The following is a 16,247-nucleotide window of genomic DNA, read 5'->3' on the forward strand; positions in this document are numbered from 1 at the left end:
GCGTGAGCGGTCGTAAGAGTCGCTTTAGAACCGGCTGTGACAGTGGGCGCGAACGACCGGGGGCACCCGCCGGCGAGGCAGTGGGAGGGCCTGCCGCGGGCGTGGTCCCGCCCGGCGGTTGCGGTCTCACGGTGCCGAGGAGAAGCAGTCCATGACAGCACGGATCATCGCCGCCGACCGGGTGTTGCCCGGCGCGGGGGCCCCGGAGGTGCCCGACGGGGCGGTCCTGGTGGCGGACGGGCTGGTCCGGGACGTGGGCCCGCGTGCCGAGGTCCTCGCCCGGGCGCCGGTCGGCACACCGGTGGCCGATCATCCGGGCGCGAGCGTCCTGCCGGGGTTGATCGACAGCCACGTCCATCTCGTGTTCGACGCGAGCGCGGATCCGGTGGCCGCGTTGGCCGGAGTCGACGACCTGGACCTGCTTCCGGCGATGGCCAGCCGGGCAAGGCAGTTGCTGGACAGCGGTGTGACCACGGTGCGCGATCTCGGCGATCGGGGCGGCCTGGCCCGGCGGTTGCGGGACGCGATCGCCGCCGGGCTGCTGCCGGGGCCGCGGGTGCTCGCCGCGAACACGCCGCTTACCGTGCCCGGCGGGCACTGTTGGTTCCTCGGCGGCGAGGTGGCCGACCACGACGAGTTGCTCGCGGCGACCCGCGCGCACATCGCCTCCGGCGCCGACGTGCTCAAGGTGATGGCGACCGGCGGGAACCTGACCCCCGGCGGCCCCCAGGCGTGGCAGCGCCAGTTCGGCGCGGACGCGATCGCGCTGGTCGTGCGCGAGGCGCACGCCGCGGGACTGCGGGTGGCCGCGCACGCGCACGGCGCGGTCGGCGTCGAGGCCGCGCTGGCGGCGGGCGCGGACACCCTGGAGCACTGCACGTTCATCCCGGAGGCGGGCCCGGCGGCGGGCCCGGACGTACGGCTCGACCTGGTCCGCGAGATCGCCGACCGCGGGGTGTTCGTGTGTCCCACCTTCAGTCGCGCGTTCGACCTGACCCGGGAGCGGATCGGCCACGAGGCGATGGGCCCGTGGCTGGACGTGGCCCGGGTGTTGCACGAGCACGGCGTGCGCCTGATGGCCGGTACCGACGCCGGCATCGCGGGGGCGCGCTTCGACGCCTACGTGACCGGCCTGGAGTGGTTGGCGCGATCCGGCCTGGCCAACACCGACGTGTTGGAGATGGCCACCACGAACGCGGCGGACGGGCTCGGGCTGGGTGATCGCACCGGGCGGCTGGCCCCGGGCTTCGCCGCCGACCTCGTGGTCGTCACCGGCGATCCGCGCGCCGATCTCGCGGCGCTGCGCGCGGTCCGGCTGGTGCTGGCCGACGGCCGCGCGCATCTGCCGCCGGCCGAGGTCGAATCCCGGCTTCGCGCCCACCGCTGAGCGCCGGGCGGGCCCGCGCAGGATTGCCCGCTCGCCCCGAGGCACCCGGGGCCGCACCCGCCTGTCGGCGGACCCCCTCGTCACACATCGCACATCGGACATCGCACATCGCCGAGGAGTCGAGATGGAACGCACCGAGCACAGCGATCGCACGGTAGTCGTCGCGGGGGCCGGGCCCAGCGGCCTGATGTTGGCCTGTGAGCTGGCGCTGGTCGGCGTGCGCACGATCGTGCTGGAGCGATTGGTGGAGCCGCCGGGGTGGTCCCGGGCGCTCGGGCTGCAGTACGGCTCGATCCGGGCGTTGGAGCAACGCGGCCTGGCCGCACCGGTGTTCGAGTACGCACCGATCAAGCACTTCGGTTTCGGCATGTTGCGCTTCACCGGGCTGGAGGAACACCTGGTGCCGCGCCGGGTGCCGCAACGCCGGATCGAACAGCATCTGGAGGAGCGCGCGGTGGAGTTGGGGGTGGACGTGCGCCGGGGGCACGAGGTCGCCGACTTCACCCAGGACGAGTCCGGGGTCACCGTCACGGTGCGGACGGCGGACGGCGAGTACCGGGTGGCCGGCGCGTACCTGGCCGGGGCCGACGGCGGCGCCAGTGTGGTGCGCAAGCGGGCGGGCATCGACTTTCCCGGCACGCCGTCGGTGGCCGACGGCATCACCGGCGACCTGCGGATCCCGGTGGAGCGGCAGATCCGGATCGACCCGTCACTGCATCCGAACGGGATGTTCGCGCTGATCCCGTTGGAGGACGAACTGGTCCGGGTCACCGTCGCGGAGTTCGGCGCGCCCCGGACCGGGCGCGATGTCCCGGTCACCGAGGAGGAGTTGCACCGGCAGATCCGACACGTGGTGGGACGGGAGTTCGACCTGGGCACGCCGCAACTGTTGTCCCGGTTCGGCTCGTCCGCGCGGCAGGCCGAGCGCTATCGGCAGGGGCGGGTGATCCTGCTGGGCGACGCCGCCCATGTGCACTTCCCGATCGGCGGCCAGGGCTTGAACACCGGCTTGCAGGACGCGGTGAACCTGGGCTGGAAACTGGCCGCGACGATCCAGGGATGGGCTCCGGAAGGGTTGTTGGACACCTACGCCGTCGAACGACACCCGGTGGCCGCGCGGGTGTTGATGAACACGCGGGCCCAGTTGTCGCTGATGTTCCCGCTCTCCGAGGCCGAGCCGCTGCGCGAGGTGCTGGGCGAGTTGCTCGCGCAGGAGGAGGTCAGCCGGCATCTGGTGCACATGATGGCGGGAGTGGACATCCGCTACCCGGTCGCGGAGCGGTCCGGGATCGGCGCGGACGGGGGCGCCGCCGCCGAGGTGGGCGGGCACGCCCTGCTGGGCGAGCGCTTCCCGGACGCGACGCTGCTCACCGAGGCGGGCGAGACGAGCGTGGACCGGGTGCTGCGTACCGGCCGTGCGGTGCTCCTGGACCTGTCCGCGGGCGGCGCCGAGCCGTTCGACATCACCGGCTGGAAGGACCGGGTGGACGTGGTGCAGGCCGCCCCGATCCCGGAGTCGGCCGCCTCGGCGGTGCTGCTGCGGCCCGACGGGTACGCGGCCTGGATCCGCCCGGAAGGCGTGAGCGGGGACGGTGGCCTGCGACTCGCCCTGACCGGCTGGCTCGGCGCGCCCGCGTAACGACCGCCTGTTCGCCCGGTCGGCGCGCCCGCGTCACGATCCGCCCGTTCGCCCGTTCGGCGCACCGTGTTCTCGGCCCGAATTGCCGGGCCGGACACGCGTGTTGCCGATGCGATTGAAAAGTCGAGAGATCCTCCGTATCGTAAGTCGAGAGATCCTCCGGTTTGCTTTCGGCCCGGAAGGGGTGCCGTCGCGTGCCTCGCCCCGGCCGGCCACACCCGACCGGCACAACGGTCATCGCTGCGGACGCGCGAGCCCGCGCACGCTCACCGTTCCCCCTTCTTGGCCCCTTGTGGAGGCACCATGTCGACCCCGCCGGCAGTTGGCACACCGGCCGATCCGGTCTCGGCCGTCGAACGACGTGAGCGCCGCCCCGGCCTCGCGCTGGCCGTGATCCTGGCCTGCCAGCTGATGGTCATTCTGGACGCGACCATCGTCAACATCGCGCTGCCGGACATGCAGGAGGCCCTGGACTTCTCACCCACCGGCCTGACCTGGATCATCAACTCGTACACGCTCGCCTTCGGCGGGCTGCTCCTGCTCGGCGGTCGCGCCGGCGACATCCTCGGGCGCCGCAAGGTCTTCATCGCCGGCATCGCGCTGTTCACGCTCGCGTCGCTGGTCGGCGGCTTCGCCAACTCCGAGGCGATGTTGCTGACCGCCCGGGCCTTCCAGGGCGTGGGCGCCGCGTTCGCCGCGCCCAGCACCCTCGCGCTGTTGAACACCAACTTCGAGGGCCCGGCCCGCGCCAAGGCGCTCGCCGTCTACTCGGCGGTGTCCGGCGCGGGCATGGCCTTCGGCCTGGTCTTCGGCGGCCTGCTCACCGACGCCACCTCCTGGCGCGCGGTGTTGTTCATCAACGTGCCCATCGGCATCGGCATCCTCGCCCTGGCACCGCTGTACATCCGCCAGCCCGAGCGCCACCCCGGCCGCTTCGACATCCTGGGCGCGGTCACCTCGACCGCGGGCATGGTCGCCCTGGTCTACGGCTGCATCCGGGCCGCCTCCGACGGCTGGGGCGACGGTCTGACCATCGGCGCGCTCGTCCTGGCCGGGGTGTTGCTCACCGCGTTCATCGCGATCGAGTCCAAGGCCGCGCAGCCGATCACCCCGCTGCGCCTGCTCGCGCACCGCAACCGGGCCGGCGCGTACCTGAACATGCTGCTGCTGCCGGCCACCATGTTCGCGATCTTCTTCTTCCTCACCCAGTTCCTGCAGACCGTGATGGGCTACAGCCCGCTCAAGGCCGGCTGCGCGTTCCTGCCGATGGCGCTGTGCCAGTTCGCCTTCGCCCGGGCAACGCCCAAGCTGCTGCCCAAGTTCGGCCCCAAGCCGATCCTGGTCTTCGGCGGCGTCCTGGTCGCGCTGGGCATCCTGTGGCTGACGCAGATCGACGACTCCAGCAGCTACGCCGGCGGCGTGGTCGGACCGATGCTGCTGTTCGGCATCGGCTCGGGACTGAGCTTCATGCCACTGAACATGATCATCCTGTCCGAGGTCCCGCCCAAGGACGCGGGCGCCGCCTCCGGCCTGCTCCAGGCCCTCCAGCAGGTCGGCGCGAGCCTGGGTCTGGCCATCCTGGCCACCATCTCCGGCACCGCGAGCAAGAACGCCGCCAAGCACCCGCCGGCCGGCCTCGATCCCGAACAGACCGCACACCACGTGCTCACCGAAGGCATCTCCACCGCGGCCATCGGCGCGTCCGTCTTCGCGGTCGGCGCACTCGTCGTGTCGATCTTCGTGATCCGCCCCAAACCCCCCGCCCCCAAGCCCGCCGCCTGACCGCGTCCCGTGCCGCGTCCGGCGCCGACCGGCCCTTCGGAAGGAACTTCCCGCATGACGGACACAAGCAGTCGACTTCCCCTGTCGGTGCTGGACTTCGCACCCGTGGCGAGCGGTGCCTCGGCCGCCCAGGCTCTGCGCGACACCGTTCGGATCGCGCAGAGCGTGGACCGACTCGGGTATCTGCGCTACTGGATGGCCGAACACCACAACGCGCCCAACATCGCGAGTTGCTCGCCGCCGTTGATGATCGGTCGGATCGCCGCCGCCACCTCGCGGTTGCGGGTGGGTTCGGGCGGGGTGATGTTGCCCAACCACGCTCCGCTGGTGGTCGCCGAGCAGTTCGGCACCCTGGAGGCGCTGCACCCCGACCGGATCGACCTGGGCATCGGCCGGGCCTCGGGCACCGATCCGATCACCGCCCGGGCGCTGCGCCGCAGTTCCGACCCCGGTGACGACTTCCCGCAGCGCTTCGCCGAACTCCTGGACTACTTCGAGTCGCCCGCACACGGCGGCCCGATCTCCCCGGTCAGCGCGATCCCGGCGGAGGGCAACCGGCCGCCGATCTGGATGCTCGGCTCGAGCCCCTCCAGCGCCCGGATGGCCGGCATGCTCGGCCTGCCGTTCGCGTTCGCGCACCACTTCAGCGCGGAGAACACCATTCCGGCGTTGGCCACCTACCGGGAGAACTTCCGTCCGTCGGCCGACCTGGACCACCCCTACGCCATCGTCGCGGCCATCGTGATCGTCGCCGAGACGCAGGAGCGGGCGGAGTGGCTGGCCGGACCGATGGGGCTGTCGTCGCTGCTCCAGCGCACCAGCGGGATCACCGGGCCCTACCCCAGCCCGGAGTATGCCGAGGCCTTCGAATACAGCCGGGAGGAGCGGGAGTTCGTCCGCCAGCGGATAGCGGCGCACCTGGTCGGCGGACGGCACGACATCGCCGCCAAGATCGACGCGTTCGTCGACCGCACCGGCGCCGACGAACTCATGGCGCTGACCCTGGTGCACGGCGTCGACGACCGCATCCGCTCGTTCGAGATCCTCGCCGAGGCGACCGGACTGGTGCCCTCGGCGCACTCGGCCGACTCGCTGACGCGCTGACGCGCCGACGCGCCGACCCGCCGATTCGCCGGTCGCCCCATTCGCCGGCCGGCCGGCGAATCGGCCCGCGAACCCGGTTGCCTCGCCGGCGGCGGGGCAGCGATACCCCAGACCGCTCGACGGCCCGACCCCGGCCGTCGGGCGCACCGTGCCCGCCCGCCTCCATCCCCGTGAGCGGGCGGGCACCAACCCCGGTCCGGCGCGCGTGCGGGTCTCAGGCCGCCGGACCGGGGGCCATGTGCTTGTCGAACCAGGCCAGCAGCCGGGCGCAGTGGTCGATCACGGCCGGGAAGGCGCGCACCCCGTGGCCCTCCCGGGGATACACCACGAGCGTCGACTCCACGCCCGCCTCCACCAGCGCGCGATGGAACTCCCGGGCCTGCCCGGCGGGCGTGCAGCGGTCCAGCGCCCCCGCCGTCACCAGGGTGGGCGTACGCACGCTCGCCGCGAAGCGCAGCGGGCTGCGCTCGACGTAGCGGCCGGTGAACGAGAGTGGTTCGTCGGCCAGGAAGATCCGGTCGAAGTGCGGGATGTTGGAGGTGTGGTGCTGCGAGATCCAGTCGGTGACCGGGGCGATCGGCGCCGCCGCCGCGAACCGCGCGTCCTGGGTGATCAGCCACGCCGACATGAACCCGCCGTACGAACCGCCCATCACGCCGAGGCGATCCGGATCGGCGATGCCCCGGGCGACCATCGCGTCGATCCCGGACAGGATGTCCCGGGTGTCCGCCCCGCCCATGTCGCCGAAAACCCCCTCGACGAACCGCTGTCCGCGTCCGGAACTCCCGCGCGGATTGGGGTGCAGCACCGCGTATCCCCGACTCACCAGCAACGGCGTGCCCTGGAAGGCCAGCGACCAACTGTTCCGGAAGCACCAGACCGGGCCGCCGTGCAGGTGGGTCACCAGCGGATACGGTCCCGGGCCCGCCGGTCGGCACAGGATCCCCTGGATCTCCAGGCCGTCGGGGGCGGTCCAGCTCACCGCCTCGGCGATGCCCGCCCGCTCGCTCACGTGGTCCGCGCCCGGATGGCTCAGTGACGCGATCGTGCGCACCGATTGCCGTTCCACCAGCGCCAGTTCCGGGAATCGGTCGTAGCCGTGCCGCACTCCGGCGTGCCCGTGCGCGGAGAAGGAGAGTTCGGGATAGCGGCCACCGAAGGTCTCGGTGCCGCGCCAGAGTTCGGTGACCTTGCCACAGGTGCGGTCGTACTCGCCGACCACCGTGTCCAGCCCGGCTATGCCGGCCCACCCGAGCCGGTCCTCGTCGAGCCAGCCGGTCGAGGTGACGTCCACGCCGTTCGTGTCGATCCGCACCTCGTCCGTCGCCGCCCCGGTGCCATCCACCGCGAGCAGCACCAGGTCCCCGGCGACCACCTGGCGATCGGAGCACAACGCCTCCACCACGGCCACCGCGCGGCCCGACGGCGACCCGGACGGTACCCCGAACTGCCGCTCACCGGTGCGCAGTACGGTCTGCCTGCCGTCGGCCCGGGCGATCCACCGCAGGTCGGCGGTGTACCAGGCCTCCTCGCCCGCCTGCGGGCTCGTCACGCAGACCAGCGCGTCGGGACCCGCCCAGCACGCCTCCCACACGTTCGTCCCGGCCCCGCTCACCTGCCGCACGACCCGGCTTCCGGGCTCGTCGGCGAACTCCGCTATCCAGGCCGAACGTCCGCCGCCCTCGGGCGAGTTCGCGTCGACCTCGGGCGCCCAGTCGGGCACCTCGCCGGGCCCGGCCGCGGCCGTCCCGGAGCCCTGACCGCCCGCGAGGTCGGCGCCGTAGGCGGCCACGCCGAGCAGCAGCGCGGAACCGTCCGGCGCCCAGCTCAGGTATTCCACCATGCCGGGCACCCGGGGCCGCCACACGCTCGCCCCCGAAGCCGCGTCGAGCACGTCGAGTTGGAAGTCGCCCGGGCGCTCGGCGTCCGAGAGGTGGGCGAGCAGTGTCCCGTCCGGCGAGAACCGGGGCATGCGTTGGCTGCCGGCGCCCTCGGTCAGGATGCGAACTCCGGTCGCCTCGGCCAGACATACCCGGGTGACCGCGAGACCCACCAGCTCGGTGAACACGGAACCGGTGAAGGCGACCGACGTCCCGTCCGGCCGGATGCTCGGGTCGGCCGCCGCGTGCGCCGCGCCGAACGCGGGCTCGTGCAGCCGCCGGAAGTGCTGTTCGACGGCGTCGAAGTACTCGGGAGTCAACACAATCTCCATTCGGTGGTTCGGAAGCGCCCGACGGTCGCCCGGCTGCCGTCCGAGGGTGTTCCGACGGGGAGTCGGCGAACACCCACCGGGCGACCGCCGGAAAGCGATGCGGAACGCAATCGGAAGAGCGATGAGGAGTGCGATGCGGAAGCGATGAGGAGCACGGTGGGAAGGCGATGAGGAATGCGGTGGGAAGGCGCTCAGGAGTGCGGTGCGAAGGCGATACGCAAGGCACGACGACGTGCCGATTACCGACGGCGCGAGGGCATCAGCCGAACACCGTCCCGGAGTTGGCCGTGTTGACGCTGCGCCGGCGGGAGAACGCGCCCAGGTCGATCGGCTCGCCGGTGTGTACGCCGACGAATCGCACCGGTTTCGTGTCGTGATCGATCCCGCTCTCCACGCCCTCGATCAGGGCTGCCATCAACTGCCCCACCAGCGGCGCGTTCTTGAACTGGTTGCCGCTGGTGCCCATCGCCACATAGAAGCCGTCCAGGTCGGTGCGGTCGTAGATCGGCGTCCAGTCGTCGGCGACGTCGTACACCCCGGCGATGCCGCGCGGCCGGTTGGGCACGGTCAGCCCGGTCAGCCGCCGGGCCGCGCGGGTCACCTGTGCCTCGAAGACGTCCGGCGTCGGGTTCGGGTTGGCGGCGTCGGGGTCGTCGAGCCACTGGAGCGGGTCGCACTCCGGCTCGGTGCCGCCCACGAGCAGTCCGCCGTCGACCTCGCCGCGCAGATACACGCCCAGGTCCAGATCCGCCACGGTGACCCCGGCCGCCCCCTCCGGGTTGTAGCCGGCGGGTGCCCGCAGGTATCCGACCTCCTGCCGCATCGGCCGCACACCGATGGTGAAGTCGGCGCCCACTCCGGCCAGTTCGTTGACCCGGCCGGACCACGGCCCGGCCGCGTTGACCACGGTCGGGCAGGCCACCGCCGTGCCGTCGTCCAAGGTCACGCCGACCACCCGGCCGCCGGTCGACCGCACCGCGACGACGGTCCGCCGGAACCGGAACTCGGCGCCGAAGCGCGTCGCCGCCGCGGCCAGGTTCTGCGCGGCCAGTTGCGGATCGCTGATGTAGCCCGCGTCGGGCGTGAAGACCGCACCGAGCGTGCCGGCCGGCTCCGCCCAGAAGTCCTCGTCGTCCAGGCGCTTGGGCGGCCCGTACCGCCCGGTGTCCAGACCCGGGATCCTGGCCGCCAGGGTGTCGGCGTCCCACTCCTCGTAGGGAACTCCGACCGCGTCGAACAGCGGCAGGTAGGCACCGCGCGGCGCCGCGTCCACGTCGAGCAGGGCCAGGCCGCTGCGTTCGAAGCGGACCGGGTCCTCGACGTCGCAACCCAGGTGCTCGCGCCAGGCGCGCCAGCAGAACTGCGCCTCCCACGACGCGGCCACCCCGGCGTGCGTGGAGAAGTTGAACCGGATGACGGCGCTGGAGGCGCCGGTGGAGCCCAGGCCGACCCCGCCGGCCTTGTCCACCACGAGCACCCGCCGTCCGGCTCTGGCCAGTTCGAGCGCGATCGACGCGCCGATCACCCCTGCTCCGACCACCACGACGTCCGTGTTCATCCGGGTTTCCTCCCTGGCGATGCGGCGGCACACGGACGGGTGCCCGGTGGGTCGTCCCGGTCCGTGTCACCAGTCCAGTCTGACCGGCGGCCCGCTCCGGGGCAGTCGACCAACGTCGCGGATCCTGGTCGCTCGATGCGACGATCGTCGCGCCCCGGACCCGGTCCGCGCTCCGGGCGGGGCGTGGTCGCGGCCCGGCCCGTGCTCCAAGCGGGGCGTACTGCGGCCCGGCCGTCGACCACGCGGCGCGCACGGAGGAGGTTCGATGGGTGACGACGATCTGCAATCCCTGGTCGACGAGCTCTCCGAGCGCCTGCAGCGGTCCGTGGCGATCGACGACGCGGGCATCCGGTTGTTGGCCGCCAGTCGACACTTCGGCGACGAGGACGCGGTCCGGGTGGCCTCGGTGCTGAACCGGTCGGTGCTGCCCGAGATCGCCGACCGGGTACTGGCCCAGGGAATCGCCGGTTGGACCCGACCGGGCCGGGTGCTGATCGATGTCGCGGGCACTCGGCCGCGCTGGTGTGCGCCGATCCGCTGCGACGGGCTGCTGCTGGGCTACCTGTGGTTGATCGACGACGCGCCGCCCGCGACCGAGGCGCAGTTCGCCCTGGCCGAGGCGGCGGCCGAACGGGCCGGCGTCGTGCTGTACCGGCGGTTGTTGTTGCGCGAGCGGGTCAAGGCCCGGCACGAGGCGATCCTGCGCGAGCTGGTCGGGTCCGATCCGGCCGGTCGGCTCCAGGCCGCCGCGGATCTGCGGGCCGAGCAGGTGTTCACCGAGGAGGCCGGCCCGTTCCGGGTGATCGCGGCGCAGTGCGTCGACGAGCCGGGCGCGACGGACGGCTCGCGCGAGGTCGCGCTGGCGGCGGCGGTCGAGGACGGCCTGCGGGCGCTCCCGGAGCGGGGCCGGCTGATGGTCGCCCAGCGCTCGCGGGCCTGGATCCTGCTGGTGCCGCCGGCCGCCGCGGCGGCGGAGCTGCCGGACGTGCTCGGTGCGCGGATCACCACCAGGTTCCGGGGGCTGACCCACGGCGCCGGGCGGGTGGTGGTGGGGGTCGGCGCACCGGTGGATCGCCTCGACCTGGTGCCGGATTCGTACCGGCAGGCGCTGCTGGCCGTGCGCGCGACGCTGCTGGTGCCCGGTCTGGGCGATATCGCCCGCAGTGGTGCGTTGGGGCCCTACGACCTGCTTCTGCGGCTGCCCGCGGCGGAGCTGCGCGCGGCGGCTCGGGTGCCGGCCCTGGTCGCGCTGGAGCGGGCGGACGGTCACGGAGTGCTGCTGCCGACGCTGGCCGCGTTCCTCGACCACGCCGGCGACGTGCGGCGCACCGCCGCGTTGTTGTGCGTGCACCGGGCGACGTTGTACCACCGGCTGCGTCGGATCGAGGCGCTCACCGGCTGCCGGCTGGATCACGGCGACGACCGGCTGACCCTGCATCTGGGCCTCAAACTCCGCGCCCTGGCCGGTCCGGACCGACCCGACGCCGAGTGACCCCGTGGTTGCCGGGACGGGCGGGGGGCGGGACGCGAAGGGTTCCACCGCAAGATATCTTGATGTCGAGCAATGTTGCGGACATGGAGCGGAGCATCCTGTGACTGACCCGACCATCATCTATACGCACACCGACGAGGCCCCGGCCCTGGCGACGTATTCGTTCCTGCCCGTGGTCCAGGCGTACGCGGCGACGGCCGGGGTCAAGGTGGAGACCCGTGACATCTCCCTGGCCGGGCGGATCATCGCCCACTTCCCCGACCACCTGAAGGCGGACCAGCGGCTCGAGGACGCGCTCGCCGAGCTCGGTGACCTGGCCAGGACGCCCGAGGCCAACATCATCAAGCTGCCGAACGTCTCGGCCTCGATCCCGCAGCTCAAGGCGGCCATCGCCGAGCTTCGCGAGCAGGGCTACGCGCTTCCGGACTACCCGGACGACCCGAAGACCGACGAGGAGAAGGACGTCCGGGCGCGCTACGGCAAGACCCTGGGCAGCGCGGTCAACCCGGTCCTGCGCGAGGGCAACTCGGACCGCCGCGCCCCCGCGTCGGTCAAGAACTACGTCCGGGCGCATCCGCACCGCATGGGCGTGTGGACGGCCGACTCGAAGACCAACGTCGCGCACATGGTCGCCGACGACTTCCGCTCCACCGAGAAGTCCGCCGTGATCGCCGAGCCGGGCTCGCTGCGCATCGAACTGGTGGCCGAGGACGGCACCACCACCGTGCTGCGCGAGTCGGTACCGGTGCTCGCGGGCGAGGTCGTGGACGCCTCGGTGATGCGCGCGGCGGCGCTGCGCGAGTTCCTCGCCGCGCAGGTGGCCCGGGCCAAGGCCGAGGGTGTGCTGCTGTCGGTGCACCTGAAGGCCACCATGATGAAGGTCTCCGACCCGATCATCTTCGGCCACGCGGTCCGCGCCTACTTCCCGCAGACCTTCGCCGAGCACGGCGACGCGCTCGCGGCGGCCGGTCTGAGCCCCAACGACGGTCTCGGCGCGATCCTCAAGGGTCTCGAGTCGCTTCCGGACGGCGCGAAGATCAAGGCGTCCTTCGACGCCGAGCTGGCCTCCGGCCCGGCGCTGGCGATGGTCGACTCCGACCGGGGCATCACCAATCTGCACGTGCCCAGCGATGTGATCGTGGACGCCTCGATGCCGGCCATGATCCGTACCTCCGGTCACATGTGGGGCGCGGACGGCAAGGAGGCCGACACCCTGGCCGTGCTGCCGGACAGCAGCTACGCCGGCGTGTACCAGGTCGTCATCGACGACTGCCGCAAGAACGGCGCCTACGACCCGGCCACGATGGGCTCGGTGCCCAACGTCGGTCTGATGGCGCAGAAGGCCGAGGAGTACGGCAGCCACGACAAGACCTTCGAGATCCCCACCGCGGGCACCGTGCGGGTCGTCGACGGCGCGGGCACCGCGGTCCTGGAGCAGGTCGTCGGCGCCGGTGACATCTTCCGGATGTGCCAGACCAAGGACGCGCCGATCAAGGACTGGGTCAAGCTGGCCGTCACCCGCGCCCGCGCGACCGGCAGCCCGGCGGTGTTCTGGCTCGACGAGGGCCGCGCGCACGACGCGAACCTGATCGCGAAGGTCCGCGCGTACCTGCCCGAGCACGACACCGAGGGCCTGACCATCGAGATCATGTCGCCGGTCGAGGCGACCGCGTTCTCGCTGGAGCGCATCCGTCGCGGCGAGGACACCATCTCGGTGACCGGCAACGTGCTGCGCGACTACCTCACCGACCTGTTCCCGATCCTGGAGCTGGGCACGAGCGCGAAGATGCTCTCGGTCGTCCCGCTGATGGACGGCGGCGGCCTGTTCGAGACCGGCGCCGGCGGCTCGGCGCCCAAGCACGTGCAGCAGTTGGTCAAGGAGAACTACCTGCGCTGGGACAGCCTGGGCGAGTTCCTCGCGCTCGCGGTCAGCTTCGAGCACCTCGCGCAGTCCGTGGGCAACGCCCGTGCCCAGGTGCTGGCCGACACGCTCGACCGCGCCACCGGCACCTTCCTGGACAACGACAAGTCGCCCAGCCGTCGGCTCGGTGGCATCGACAACCGGGGCAGCCACTTCTTCCTGGCGCTGTACTGGGCACAGGAGTTGGCCGCGCAGACCGAGGACGCGGCGCTCGCCGAGGCGTTCGCGGGCCTGGCCCGGACGCTGACCGAGCAGCAGGAGACGATCGTCGCCGAACTGATCGCGGTACAGGGCTCGCCCGCCGACATCGGCGGCTACTACCGTCCCGACCCGGCCAAGGCGTCGGCCGTGATGCGCCCGTCGGCCACCTTCAACGAGGCCATCGCCTCGCTGGGCTGACCCGTTCGGGGCGGGCCGACCTCCCCGAGGTCGACCCGATCCCCGCGAACCCGGGCCGACACCCTCGAACCGCCCCGACCGGCATTGCGCCCGGCCGGGGCGGTTCGGCGTTTCCCGCGCCGGGAGTGGCCGGCCCGATGCTCAGTCGACGGTCACCGGGTGGCGCACGACCGCGTCGAAGAAGTAGCCCTGGGTGTTGAACGTCGAACGATCGGGCTGGGCCCGCCCCGAGGTGTCGCTCGCCCGGGCGAGCAGTTCCGTCGGGCCGGGGGTGGTGGGATGCCAGTCCACGCTCCAGCGCACCCAGCCGTCCCGACGCGGCTGGTCCCGCAGCCGCGCGCGGCGCCAGGTCGCGCCGCCGTCCGTGCTGACGTCCACCCGGCGTACGCCGCCCGCGCCGGACCAGGAGCGGCCGTCCAGGCGGTGCGTGACGCGTGGCGCGAAGTGGGCACCGGTGGGCAGTTCGAAGGCGCTCTTGAGGGTCTGTCGGGTCAGCGGCGCGCTGCCGCCCTCGGGGTGGGCGGGGCCGAACAGCCGGTAGAAGTCGGTGTTCCACGGCGAGTAGAGCGGCTGCGCGGAGACCTCGATGTCGCCGACCCACTTGATCGAGGAGATGCCCACCCACGACGGCACGACCACCCGCACCGGCGCGCCGTGATCGGCGGTCAGCGGCTCACCGTTCATCTCGTACGCGAGCAGCACGTCGTCGAGCGCCTTGGCCAACGGCAACGGCCGGCGGACCCGGCCCAGGTTGACGCCGCCGGTGACGTATTCCTCGTCCAGTCCCCGCGGCAACACGTCCACCGCCTCGCGGCGCAGACCCGCGCGGCGCAGTACGTCCGACAGCCGCGCGCCGCGCCACCGGGCCATGCCGATCGCGCCGAGCGTCCAGGCGGTACCGGCCACCGACTCGCCCTGTTGCGAGGTATAGAAGCTGCGGCCGTTGCCGGCGCACTCGATGGTGGCCGAATGGGTGTGTGCCGGCAGTCGGCGCAGGTCGGCCAGATCGAGTTCGATCGCGTGGGCCTGGTCCGCGGATCCGCGCAACCCGCTCCCCCACAACCGCAACCGCCAGTCCCGCGCGGACAGTTGCGGGGTCGAGGTGTGGTTGCGCACGAAGAACCGGTCGACGGGGGTGTGATAGCCGCTCCCGCGCAACGCGTGGAAGTTGGTCTCCGCGTTGGTGCCCCGGATGGTGAACAGCTCGGGCGGCAGCGGCTTGACGATCCCCGGGGCCGCGACGGCACTTCGGGCGGCGGGCGGCGCGGCCGGCGCGGGCGTGCGGCTCGTGTCGGTAGGGGCGGTGGAAGCGGTCGGGTCGGCCGCGTACGCGGTGCCCGCGGGCAGCACGGTGAGGACGCCCGCCGCGCCGAGCAGCTTGAGCAGGTCGCGTCTGGGCACCCCGTCGGCGCGGGCGGAGCCGCCGATCCACTGCCGCAACCGGTGTCGGTCGTAAGAGACTTCGCTGATCGGTGTCATCGTGGCTTCCTCTGCTGAGGGGACGTCGGGAGGGGCGCGGGCATACGGGCGCGGCGGTGCGTCGATTGCGCGGAGAAGGTCGGATCAACAACAGCGACGGCGCGGCACGGCGACGCGCGAAGGCGCGTTCTCGCCGGTGCGGCGGTGGCTGAGGATCACAGCGCGATGCTAGAGGACCCGACCGCGAGCCGTCGATGGAGCGCCGACAGTCGACCGCTCCCGGGCTCGTCCCTCCGGTTCGGTTCGGGGGTCGCCGCGCAGCGCCGCGCCCGTGCCGGCCGGGTGGAGAACCGGAGCGATTCGCGCGGCGACCGAGGCGGGCGGCCGAGCGCGCCGTCGGCTCCCGGCGCGCACCCGGGTATCGGCCGCCGAGGCGATGGGCGCGGCGGCCGGGAGGCTGGGCTCAGCGGCCGGCCAGCGGCCAGGCGTCCACGTCGCGGTAGTGGATCGGGCCCGGGCCCCGGCCGAAGTTGCTGCCGACCAGGTGCAGTCGCCGCGCGGACCAGCGGCGGCCGAGGAAGTCCTCCAGCTCGCGGGCGGCGGCCCCGATGCCGTCGGGGTTGTCCCGACGGGCCCGGGCCAGGGTCAGGTGCGCGCGCAGCGGCCGGTCCGCCGACACGACGCCGCCTGCCCGGACCACGCCGCGAACCGCGTCGGCCAGCGTGTGCAGCGCCGCCAGGTCGCCGCGCACGTCGCTCCACAGGACCCGCTCGTCGAACTGCCCGGCGCCGCGCAGTTCCAGCTCGACCGGCCGGGTCGAGGCGGCGACCTCGGCCAGCGGCGCGCGCAGGGCCTCGACCACGTCCAGGGCCACCTCGCCGAGAAAGGCGAGGGTGATGTGCCAGTCCTCGATCCGGTTCCAGCGCAGCCGCGGATGCGCGGCGTACACCGGCCGCAGCGCCCGGGCCAGTTCGTCCTTGGCATCGTCCGGCGGGGCGAGCGCCACGAACAGTCGTACGGTCCTGGGCGGCGTCGGGGCGTCGTCGATCACAGGTGATTTCGTACCGCATCACCGCCGACCACCGCGCGCCGGCCCACCGACACGGTCGAAAACTCCGTCGGGACGCGCCCGCACCCCGGCGGTCCTGCGCGGCCCGAGGCACCGCGTGCGATTCCGCTCCGCAGTCCTGCCGCCCCGGGTCGCGCGCTTGCCCGTACATCCGACGAACCCACCGTCGGTCACGCGCGACCCGGACGCGCCGGCGCTCGCACGCCTCCGGCCCGCCGCCCCCGTTCACCGGCGGGCCGGGCCCGGCGAACGGGTTCGACACTGC

General features: G+C 72.8%; 10 protein-coding genes. 6 read left to right on the top strand and 4 right to left on the bottom strand.

The window, feature by feature from the left end; genetic code table 11:
• Positions 1 to 151: 151 nt before the first annotated feature.
• The 4 genes from OG948_RS06215 (at position 152) to OG948_RS06230 (ending at position 5,912) form a co-directional block, all read left to right on the top strand.
• Positions 152 to 1,387, top strand: a complete 1,236-nt coding sequence (locus OG948_RS06215; RefSeq protein ID WP_406294459.1) for an amidohydrolase family protein — start codon at positions 152 to 154, stop codon at positions 1,385 to 1,387.
• A gap of 124 nt (positions 1,388 to 1,511) precedes the next feature.
• Positions 1,512 to 3,026, top strand: a complete 1,515-nt coding sequence (locus OG948_RS06220) for an FAD-dependent monooxygenase (RefSeq protein WP_406294460.1) — start codon at positions 1,512 to 1,514, stop codon at positions 3,024 to 3,026.
• A 303-nt stretch (positions 3,027 to 3,329) separates the two neighbouring features.
• Complete coding sequence (locus OG948_RS06225; RefSeq protein WP_406294462.1) at positions 3,330 to 4,808, top strand: MFS transporter; 1,479 nt, start codon at positions 3,330 to 3,332, stop codon at positions 4,806 to 4,808.
• 54 nt (positions 4,809 to 4,862) lie between these two features.
• Entirely contained in the window at positions 4,863 to 5,912 is a 1,050-nt protein-coding gene (locus tag OG948_RS06230; protein ID WP_395873829.1) for an LLM class flavin-dependent oxidoreductase, read from the top strand.
• A 214-nt stretch (positions 5,913 to 6,126) separates the two neighbouring features.
• Here the strand turns inward: OG948_RS06230 and OG948_RS06235 are convergent, their stop codons facing one another.
• Both OG948_RS06235 and OG948_RS06240 read right to left on the bottom strand, forming a co-directional pair.
• On the bottom strand, positions 6,127 to 8,124 hold the full coding sequence (locus OG948_RS06235) for a S9 family peptidase (protein WP_406294464.1): 1,998 nt from the start codon (positions 8,122 to 8,124) through the stop codon (positions 6,127 to 6,129).
• 259 nt (positions 8,125 to 8,383) lie between these two features.
• Positions 8,384 to 9,682: an NAD(P)/FAD-dependent oxidoreductase gene (locus tag OG948_RS06240; RefSeq protein WP_406294466.1), complete on the bottom strand. Its 1,299-nt coding sequence runs from the start codon at positions 9,680 to 9,682 to the stop codon at positions 8,384 to 8,386.
• Between the two features lie 265 nt (positions 9,683 to 9,947).
• Here OG948_RS06240 and OG948_RS06245 point away from each other — a divergent pair, with 265 nt between their 5' ends.
• Positions 9,948 to 11,174 (top strand): PucR family transcriptional regulator, encoded by a 1,227-nt coding sequence (locus OG948_RS06245; protein WP_406294468.1) that lies wholly within the window; start codon positions 9,948 to 9,950, stop codon positions 11,172 to 11,174.
• 100 nt (positions 11,175 to 11,274) lie between these two features.
• Complete coding sequence (locus OG948_RS06250) at positions 11,275 to 13,494, top strand: NADP-dependent isocitrate dehydrogenase (protein ID WP_406294469.1); 2,220 nt, start codon at positions 11,275 to 11,277, stop codon at positions 13,492 to 13,494.
• 141 nt (positions 13,495 to 13,635) lie between these two features.
• Here OG948_RS06250 and OG948_RS06255 read toward each other — a convergent pair whose 3' ends face one another.
• Both OG948_RS06255 and thpR read right to left on the bottom strand, forming a co-directional pair.
• Entirely contained in the window at positions 13,636 to 14,973 is a 1,338-nt protein-coding gene (locus OG948_RS06255) for a sulfite oxidase (RefSeq protein WP_406294470.1), read from the bottom strand.
• Positions 14,974 to 15,376: 403 nt separating this feature from the next.
• A complete protein-coding gene (gene thpR, locus OG948_RS06260) occupies positions 15,377 to 15,964 on the bottom strand; it encodes an RNA 2',3'-cyclic phosphodiesterase (protein WP_406294472.1) in 588 nt (195 codons plus the stop codon).
• Positions 15,965 to 16,247: the final 283 nt, after the last annotated feature.

This window comes from Embleya sp. NBC_00888 (assembly GCF_045207655.1).
Classification (GTDB): domain Bacteria; phylum Actinomycetota; class Actinomycetes; order Streptomycetales; family Streptomycetaceae; genus Embleya.